Here is an 8,009-nt window from a genome sequence, read left to right as displayed (position 1 = left end):
AAAATGAGACGGTCTTGTAACAGTTTATCTGATACCAGCTGTTAGCTTTAGACAAATCTTTGTTGGACGCTGTGGTTTCCCCAAAACAAAGCAGCGTTCAAAGAAATTTATCGAGTAGCCAACAAGCGCATGGCTCCTACCAGCACCACACAGGCCGCTGAGAGAGGTATGCGCGTTTGTGAGAACCTGTGAGCTAGATGACAAGATTTTGAAGCGGCTGGATACTTCGGTAGCAACAACATTATTGCCGTCGGTTGCTTTATGCGCTGGGCTGGCTGAAGCGTTCACATGTCAAAGTGATTCAACAGCATTCGCTCGGTTGGGAGCGTGTGTGGTCAACGTGTGTCGTAGGTCATTCCGCGCCAGCCACAAAACCCCTTGTTTTGTTGGCAAATAAGGCAATATCGGGGGGGGGTGGCGGAAGCTCAGGGATTCGAACCCTGGGAGGACTTTCACCCTCGCCGGTTTTCAAGACCGGTGCATTCGACCACTCTGCCAAGCTTCCGCGTACGTTCCGTTTAGCCACGTTCGTACGATTCGAAAAGTGCTCAAAATGCTTTGGGGTTTTCCGCCGAGAAAGTGTGATGAAGCCTTTCAAAACAACGTCCAAATCGCTAAGCTGTCGCAAAAGACAACGACCGCAGCTGGCGAACAGATTGTAAAACAAGATCTGGCGCGGGCTGACGGCAAAGCGGTAAAGGCGTAAAATGTCGAGCAAGGCACTTAAAACGCAGGGCAAAACCAAAGTATTCGCCTCGGGCCTTGGCCTTTTGGCGCTGGCCGGATGTGAAGACGAGGTGCGTTTTGAATTGCCCAGTTTCACCGACGTCTACTTCTTCACCAACTAAACCGAGGGTCCATTTATGCTGCTTGCGCTTCGTCTGATCCTTTGTTCAGTGCTCGTGGCTTGCTTTGGTACGGCTGCTGCATTGGCCCAGAATTTCGATACCCGCGCGCAGGCCGCCTATGTATTGGACCAGACCACAGGGACCGTACTGTTGGAAAAGAACGCGGATGAGCCGTTGCCGCCTGCGTCAATGTCCAAGCTCATGACAATCTATATGGCGTTCGAGGCTGTGGCCGACGGACGTTTGGGGATCGGGGAAAAACTGCCCGTTTCATCCTTTGCATCCAGCTATGGCGGCTCGACCATGTTCTTGGACACCACGGATCGCGTATCAGTCGAAGACCTGTTGCGCGGTGTGATTGTACTGTCCGGCAATGACGCCAGCGCCGTTTTGGCCGAAGCCATTGGCGGCAGTGAGGCTGAGTTTGCCCGCTTGATGACCGAACGCGGCAAACGGATGGGGTTGACCAATTCCACCTTCGTGAACTCCAACGGTTGGCCCGCGACGGGCCACCGCATGTCAATGCGGGATTTGGGAATTCTGGCAGATCGCTTGATCTCGGACTTCCCGACATACTACCCCCTGTTTGCCGAGCAAAGCTTTGCCTTTGATGGGCGTGCGCCCGCAAACAGTAACAATCGAAATCCACTCTTGAAACTCAACATCGGCGCTGATGGCTTAAAGACCGGTCACACTCAGGAAGCAGGCTACGGTCTCGTTGGGTCCGCCAAACAGGGCGATCGCCGGATCATTTTTGTCATCACTGGGCTCAACAGCGAAGTTGAACGCGCCGAAGAAGCGGAGCGCATCGTTAATTGGGCGTTCCGACAGTTTGCCCAAAAGGACGTCGTACGCGCCGGATCCCGCATCGTGGAAGCGGAGGTGTGGATGGGCGCGCAACCCACTGTTGGTTTGACAGTGGAGGAGGACTTGTCGCTCCTCGTTCCTGTGTTGGCGGATGACAAACTGAACGCAGAAGTGGTCTATGAGGGCCCGCTCACCGCACCCATCACCGCCGGTCAAACGGTTGGGTCTTTGGTCATCACGATTGAAGGTCTGCCTGAAACCACCGTGCCGCTCGTTGCTTCCGCTGATGTGGCAGAGGGTGGTTTTGAAACAAGGTTGCGCGTCGCAGCACAGGTCCTTATGGAAAAGCTCAACGCCCTGCGCGGCGCTGACAACCCCGCTTAGTTCAGGTAAGACCCACTACATGTTTGTCACCTTTGAAGGTATTGATGGGTCTGGAAAATCAACCCAAGCGCGGCTTTTGGCGGAGCGTTTGGATGATGTTGTTCTGACACGCGAACCTGGTGGCAGCCCTGGTGCCGAAGAAATCCGTAAATTGCTGCTGACCGGCGATCCTGACCGCTGGACGGCTGAGACGGAAATCCTGCTCTTCACCGCCGCGCGTCGCGACCATTTGGAACGGACGATCCTGCCTGCACTCACCGCAGGCAAAACAGTGATCTCAGACAGGTTTGCAGATAGCACGCGCGTCTACCAAGGGGCGACCCGCGGTAATCTGCGCGAGATTGTCGATCAGCTCCACAAACTGATGATCGGGCGAGAACCTGATCTGACCTTCGTCATCGATATGGACCCTGAAACGGCGTTGAATCGTGGTCTAGCCCGTGAATCCGGCGAAGATCGGTTTGAAGATTTTGGCCTTGGGTTTCAGGAAACACTGCGCCACGGCTTCCTGTCGCTCGCCCATTCCGAAGATCGCTGTGTTCTCATTGACGGGAACCGCGATGTCGCCGCCGTGGCCGCCGACGTTGCCGCAAGGTTTGCCGCGCGGTCATGAGCGAAGAGCTTCCTGAATCAGATCGCATCGACGGTGCGCCCCACCCCAGAGAAACCCAGCGCTTGTTCGGACAAGACGCCGCCGTCGCACGGTTCTTGGAGGCATATAACTCTGGCCGTCTGCATTCTGGCTGGCTGCTGACCGGCCCCCGTGGGATCGGTAAAGCAACCCTTGCGTGGAAGATTGCAACGTTCCTTTTGTCCGAAGACGCCGCTAGCGGCCTTTTTGGAGGTCTGGCAGAGGCGACATCGCTGGACGTTTCCTCCGAACACCCGGACGCGCGGCTGGTGCAATCGGGCGCACATCCGCGCTTGTATGTGGTCAGACGTCCAGTGGATGAGAAGACGCACAAGCTGAAATCCGAAATTACCGTTGATGCAGTCCGCGGGCTCAAAGGGTTCTTTCAAATGTCCGCGGCGGATGGCGGGCGGCGGGTTGTCATCGTGGATTGCGCCGATGAGCTGAACCGCAACGCGGCCAATGCCATTCTGAAAGAGCTGGAAGAGCCCCCTACCAACACAACCCTCCTGCTGCTGTCACACCAACCGTCCCGCCTGCTGCCGACGATCAGATCGCGCTGCACGGAGTTGCGGTGTGCGCCGCTGAGTGCGACCGATCTTACAGCGGCTTTGGAACAAGCCAACATGCAGATCGAGGCACCGGATGCACTGACCGCACTTTGCTCTGGCTCCGCTGGCGATGCGATCCGCCTGCTCAATTACGATGGCTTGCCGCTTTATGCAAAGCTTGTCTCGCTATTCGATGGGCTACCGAATATCAACCGACCCATCGCACTCAAACTCGCGGATAGCTGCGCCGGTCGGGGGTCTGAAACGCGGTTTGCGATTACGCTTGACCTTATGGACGTCTTCATTAGCCGCGCCGCCCGCGCGGGGCTGGTCGGCGAACCAAATCAACAAGGCGCGCCGGGCGAGGCCCGCCTTTTGGCGCGACTCGCCCCCCATGATGTGGCCGCGCGGCACTGGGCAGAATTGCAGCAACAGCTGGTCAACAGGTCGCGGCATGGCAAGGCGGTCAATCTTGACCCTGCCTCAATGATCCTCGATATGATTTTCAAGATCGAAAAGATCGCGCAAAAGACAACTGTGCCCTGAACTGAGTGACCATGACAACGCCCCAACTCGTCGACAGCCACTGCCATCTGGACTTCCCTGACTTTGACGAGGAGCGGGCAGATGTGGTCGCGCGTGCCGTTGAGGTGGGCGTGACCCGAATGGTGACGATCTGCACACGGCTACGTCTGGAACCACAGGTCAGGGCAATCGCGGAGAGATTCAAAAACGTCTATTACGCCGCGGGTACCCATCCGATGAGCGCAACAGACGAACCACTTGCGACAGTTGACGAGCTTGTGGGTTTGGCCGAGCACCGAAAGTTCGTAGGTATCGGTGAGACGGGGCTCGACTATCACTATACGGCTGACAGCAAAGACATTCAGCAGCAATCCTTGCGCGTTCACATCGACGCGGCGCGTGAAACCGGTCTGCCGCTTATCATCCACGCCCGCTCCGCCGATGATGACATGGCGCGCATCCTGCGTGAAGGCTTCGATAACGGGGCCTACACCTGCGTCATGCACTGCTTTTCCAGTTCAGCGGAGCTTGCAAAAGCCGCGCTCGACATGGGATTTTATCTGTCGATGTCAGGCATTGCCGCCTTTCCTAAAAGCCAAGAGTTGCGCGATATTTTTATGGCGGCCCCTGTCGACCGCGTTTTGGTCGAAACCGACAGTCCATACCTCGCCCCGCCGCCTTTTCGCGGAAAGCGGAATGAGCCTGCGTATACCGCCCATACCGCGCGCGTCGGTGCAGAGGTCTATGGTTTAAGTTATAAGGATTTTGCCGCGCAAACGACCGCCAATTTCGACCGTCTGTTCTGGAAGGCATCGCCATGACCACCACCTTCACCATAATGGGCTGTGGCTCTTCAGGCGGCGTTCCAAGGTTGGGTGGGCTGTGGGGGGCTTGTGATCCCAACAACCCACGGAACCGCCGCAAACGGTGCTCGCTCTTGATCACGAAGGTCGGCGATAAGGGCACGACGCGCATCTTGATCGATACCTCCCCCGATATGCGCCAACAGCTTTTGGACGCAGACGTCGGCAAGCTTGATGCCGTGGTCTACACCCATTCACACGCCGATCATGTGCATGGCATTGATGATCTCAGAATGATCGTCTTCAATATCCGCGAACGGCTACAGGTTTGGGCCGATGGACCGACCGGCAACGCCCTGCTCGACCGGTTTGGATACGCTTTTGTGCAGCCGAAAGGCTCCCCCTACCCGCCGATCTTGGAGCTCAACACCATCGATGGCGATCTGACCATCAAAGGGGCCGGTGGGCCGATCACTTTGACACCTTTCGAAGTCACCCACGGCAGCATCGACGCGCTTGGTTTCCGGATTGGTGATGTCGCCTATCTTCCAGATGTCTCAGACATCCCAGATAATGTTTGGCCCACGCTGATAGGGCTCGACACTTGGATTGTCGACGCGCTGCGCCGCGACCCACACCCAAGCCATGCGCATCTGGCCAAGACGCTGGAATGGATCAAACGGGCCGAACCGAAACAAGCGATTCTGACAAATCTGCACAACGATTTGGACTATGAAACGCTTGAAGGGGAGACGCCTGCGCACATTCATCCCGCCTACGATGGGCTATCCATCACAGCACCTTAAGCATTCCGGTTTTGACCTTCCCCGTTCCGGCGGGTAACCGTGTGCGCAAATGGTGATCTTGTCACCTTTGCGAGGAAACGAAGTTGCAGACGCTGTTAGACGTCATCCTTCCCGTCTTTTTGGTGATCGGTTTTGGCTTCACGGCTGTTTGGCGCGGCTTTTTTTCGGAGGCTGGCGTCGACAGCCTGATGGACTTTACCCAGAAATTTGCAATCCCGTGCCTTTTATTTCGGGCGATTGCGACGTTGGATCTGGATCAGAACTTTGATCTGGCCCTTTTGGCCAGCTTCTATGTTGGCGCGTTTTTCAGCTTCATTATTGCCTTCTTCGGTGCGCGACTTCTTTTCAAGCGCGATTGGGAGGATGCTGTCGCCATTGGGTTTTGCGGTCTCTTCTCAAACTCCGTTCTTTTGGGCTTGCCCATTACCGAGCGGGCCTATGGTGTCGATGCGCTGACCTCGAATTACACCATCATCGCAATCCATTCACCGTTTTGCTACGGCGTCGGCATCACAGCGATGGAGATTGCGCGCAATCGTGGGAACACCCTTCGGAAACTGCCCCGTAAGGTGCTAACCGCAATGTTTTCCAATGCGCTGATTCTTGGGATCGCGCTCGGCTTTGCGGTCAATGTCTTTAGCCTGCCGATGCCTGGTGTGCTTTGGGACGCTATCGATCTGATGATCAGCGCGGCGCTGCCCGCCGCATTGTTTGGACTGGGCGGCGTGTTGTACCGCTATCGACCGGAGGGGGACATGCGGACGATCCTCTTTGTCGTCTCCCTCTCCCTTGTCGTGCATCCAATGATTGTTTGGGTTATCGGCTCTTACAACGAACTGCGGGTTGACGCGTTCCGCTCGGCCATCCTGACGGCGTCGATGGCGCCGGGGATAAACACCTATGTATTTGCCAACATGTACGGTCGCGCGAAAAGGGTCGCGGCCAGTAGCGTTCTGTTGGGCACGGCCCTATCGATTCTGACAATTTGGGTCTGGCTGACGCTATTGCCCTAGCTCCGCGCCAAGATCGCTGTCTCAAGCCCCCACACATCGGGCAGTACAGACAGTCCATAAACTCCAAATTATCGATTTTGTAAGGGGGGTTTGGTGCGATCGGAGGGACTCTCCAGCGCCTCTACGGCTGCCCCATGAGCACGACTTGATCCCCGGACCAATGTGAGACAACATTGTTTTAAACAACCAGCAGGAATATCACTTTCGCTACCTTTGACGAGTTCATTACATCCATCCGAACTGAGTTTGGCTAAGTTATGAAACTGTGCTAAAAGTTAACTAACAACTTAGAGGGTCAGAAACATGCCAAAAGGATACTTAGTAGCCAACATTAGGGTAACTGACGCCGAAAAGTTCCAAGCATTTGCTGGAATGGCAGCACCAGCTATCAAGAAATACGGTGGCAAGGTTTTAGCAAGAGGCCCATCAGCCGATAGACACGAAGGTAAACTCAGCGGTACGGTTATGATGATTGAGTTCGAGAGCAAAGAAGCTGCTGAAACTTTCTACTTCAGCGAAGAATATCAGGCTGCAAAAGTTGTACGTGAGACCTGTTCCGACACAGACCTGATGATAATTGAGGGAGCTGAGTAGCGCAGCACGCCCCCCCCCAGCTGATAGCTTTTAGATCGTCTCAGCTACCCATGCCTACGTCCACGTCCTCAACGGATTCAGCGAGGCCCTGTAGGGCCCTTACGGCTGTCCTGTGATCCCTACTTGATCTCCTGACCAATGTGACACGGACTACAACTTCAGTGTTGGGTACAAGAGAGGGCGACTTTGGCACGACTGTTTTGCTGTGAAACATCACACTCTTGATGGTGAGAGGTCCCAGTGATACCGATAGGTTAACCCAATAGCTGATAGGACCGCTACTCCGATGATGCTCTCACCTGCAAAAGCCGCAACCAAAGCAGGTGTTAGTCGTAATACTGTTATGAACAGCATCAAAAGCTTGGAGCTACCCGCCCACAGGAACAATAAGAACCACTGGGCGATTAGACCTACTGATTTAGCTAATTGGATGAGGGAGCGTGAGAAACGATACCCAAAAGCTCCCAGTGAGAATAAAAGTGGCATCCCCCCCATAGCTGCCACACCACAACATGAACTGGACGCATTAAAAGCAAAGTTAGAGCTAAGCTTCGTTAAGCAGAGGCTAGAGGCATCCGAGCATGACAATGCGAAGTTGAAGCAGGAGGTATCTGACCTCAAGACTGAGCTAAAAGAGAGCCGAGATCAGATGAACCAAGTATGGCGAGAGGTGACTGACAAGCTGGTCAGCTTAGCTAAGCCTAATAAGCGTCATGGCCCATTCGTATTAACTCAAGGTATGCGAGTAGATGGTGGTAAGGACAATATCACGAACCTGTTCATCGACTAAGGTTCTAGCGCGCCACGTGGGTAGTAACCCAGTTTTAACTTCTGCGCTTTGCATACCACCATTCGTGCCTTTGCCTCCAAGCTGAGACAGCCTAGCCCGAATAAATTGCCCGTATAACTGCTGATGTCGCTTTGGCACTCTCATCTGAAAGCAGCAGGTCCTCCCACGGATAACCGTATGAGGAATAGTTGATTGTGAGTTCGATGTATCCAGAATGCAACCCATGTAGACACTCCCTAAAGTCAAATTAGACAGTA

At 54.8% G+C, this 8,009-nt stretch carries 9 protein-coding genes and 1 tRNA gene; 9 read left to right on the top strand and 1 reads right to left on the bottom strand.

Translation table 11 applies throughout. The features are described 5' to 3' along the window. Nucleotides 1-415 precede the first annotated feature (415 nt). Nucleotides 416-505, bottom strand: a tRNA-Ser gene (locus tag ACTF5F_RS10090). Between the two features lie 202 nt (nucleotides 506-707). On the opposite strand from ACTF5F_RS10090, the gene ACTF5F_RS10085 reads away from it, so the two are divergent. The 9 genes from ACTF5F_RS10085 (at nucleotide 708) to ACTF5F_RS10045 (ending at nucleotide 7,752) form a co-directional block, all read left to right on the top strand. Then, nucleotides 708-848 (top strand): hypothetical protein, encoded by a 141-nt coding sequence (locus ACTF5F_RS10085; protein ID WP_438956742.1) that lies wholly within the window; start codon nucleotides 708-710, stop codon nucleotides 846-848. 15 nt (nucleotides 849-863) lie between these two features. Next, nucleotides 864-2,039, top strand: coding sequence for a D-alanyl-D-alanine carboxypeptidase family protein (locus tag ACTF5F_RS10080; RefSeq protein WP_438956741.1), 1,176 nt, complete (start codon nucleotides 864-866; stop codon nucleotides 2,037-2,039). Between the two features lie 19 nt (nucleotides 2,040-2,058). Further along, on the top strand, nucleotides 2,059-2,652 hold the full coding sequence (gene tmk / locus ACTF5F_RS10075; RefSeq protein ID WP_438956740.1) for a dTMP kinase: 594 nt from the start codon (nucleotides 2,059-2,061) through the stop codon (nucleotides 2,650-2,652). Next, entirely contained in the window at nucleotides 2,649-3,767 is a 1,119-nt protein-coding gene (locus ACTF5F_RS10070; protein WP_438956739.1) for a DNA polymerase III subunit delta', read from the top strand. The genes tmk and ACTF5F_RS10070 overlap by 4 nt, the downstream gene beginning before the upstream one ends. A gap of 11 nt (nucleotides 3,768-3,778) precedes the next feature. Continuing rightward, nucleotides 3,779-4,567, top strand: a complete 789-nt coding sequence (locus tag ACTF5F_RS10065) for a TatD family hydrolase (RefSeq protein WP_438956738.1) — start codon at nucleotides 3,779-3,781, stop codon at nucleotides 4,565-4,567. Then, nucleotides 4,564-5,355, top strand: a complete 792-nt coding sequence (locus ACTF5F_RS10060) for an MBL fold metallo-hydrolase (RefSeq protein ID WP_438956737.1) — start codon at nucleotides 4,564-4,566, stop codon at nucleotides 5,353-5,355. The genes ACTF5F_RS10065 and ACTF5F_RS10060 overlap by 4 nt, the downstream gene beginning before the upstream one ends. An 83-nt stretch (nucleotides 5,356-5,438) precedes the next feature. After that, complete coding sequence (locus tag ACTF5F_RS10055) at nucleotides 5,439-6,368, top strand: AEC family transporter (RefSeq protein ID WP_438956736.1); 930 nt, start codon at nucleotides 5,439-5,441, stop codon at nucleotides 6,366-6,368. A gap of 303 nt (nucleotides 6,369-6,671) precedes the next feature. Then, a complete protein-coding gene (locus ACTF5F_RS10050) occupies nucleotides 6,672-6,962 on the top strand; it encodes a DUF1330 domain-containing protein (RefSeq protein WP_438956735.1) in 291 nt (96 codons plus the stop codon). 286 nt (nucleotides 6,963-7,248) lie between these two features. Then, the gene (locus tag ACTF5F_RS10045) at nucleotides 7,249-7,752 is read left to right on the top strand and encodes a helix-turn-helix domain-containing protein (RefSeq protein ID WP_438956734.1); all 504 of its coding nucleotides are present in this window, start codon (nucleotides 7,249-7,251) and stop codon (nucleotides 7,750-7,752) included. Nucleotides 7,753-8,009: the final 257 nt, after the last annotated feature.

It is taken from the genome of Cognatiyoonia sp., from assembly GCF_965661665.1.
In the GTDB taxonomy this organism is placed as follows: Bacteria; Pseudomonadota; Alphaproteobacteria; order Rhodobacterales; family Rhodobacteraceae; genus Cognatiyoonia.
The sequence above is the reverse complement of the archived record's forward strand: the minus strand, read 5'-3'. Positions and strand labels throughout refer to the sequence as shown.

What these genes read in the sequence shown, in the direction of transcription:
- ACTF5F_RS10085 (WP_438956742.1), top strand. Translation starts at nt 708, where the DNA reads ATGTCGAGCAAGGCACTTAAAACGCAGGGCAAAACCAAAGTATTCGCC.
- ACTF5F_RS10080 (WP_438956741.1), top strand. Translation starts at nt 864, where the DNA reads ATGCTGCTTGCGCTTCGTCTGATCCTTTGTTCAGTGCTCGTGGCTTGC.
- tmk (WP_438956740.1), top strand. Translation starts at nt 2,059, where the DNA reads ATGTTTGTCACCTTTGAAGGTATTGATGGGTCTGGAAAATCAACCCAA.
- ACTF5F_RS10070 (WP_438956739.1), top strand. Translation starts at nt 2,649, where the DNA reads ATGAGCGAAGAGCTTCCTGAATCAGATCGCATCGACGGTGCGCCCCAC.
- ACTF5F_RS10065 (WP_438956738.1), top strand. Translation starts at nt 3,779, where the DNA reads ATGACAACGCCCCAACTCGTCGACAGCCACTGCCATCTGGACTTCCCT.
- ACTF5F_RS10060 (WP_438956737.1), top strand. Translation starts at nt 4,564, where the DNA reads ATGACCACCACCTTCACCATAATGGGCTGTGGCTCTTCAGGCGGCGTT.
- ACTF5F_RS10050 (WP_438956735.1), top strand. Translation starts at nt 6,672, where the DNA reads ATGCCAAAAGGATACTTAGTAGCCAACATTAGGGTAACTGACGCCGAA.
- ACTF5F_RS10045 (WP_438956734.1), top strand. Translation starts at nt 7,249, where the DNA reads ATGATGCTCTCACCTGCAAAAGCCGCAACCAAAGCAGGTGTTAGTCGT.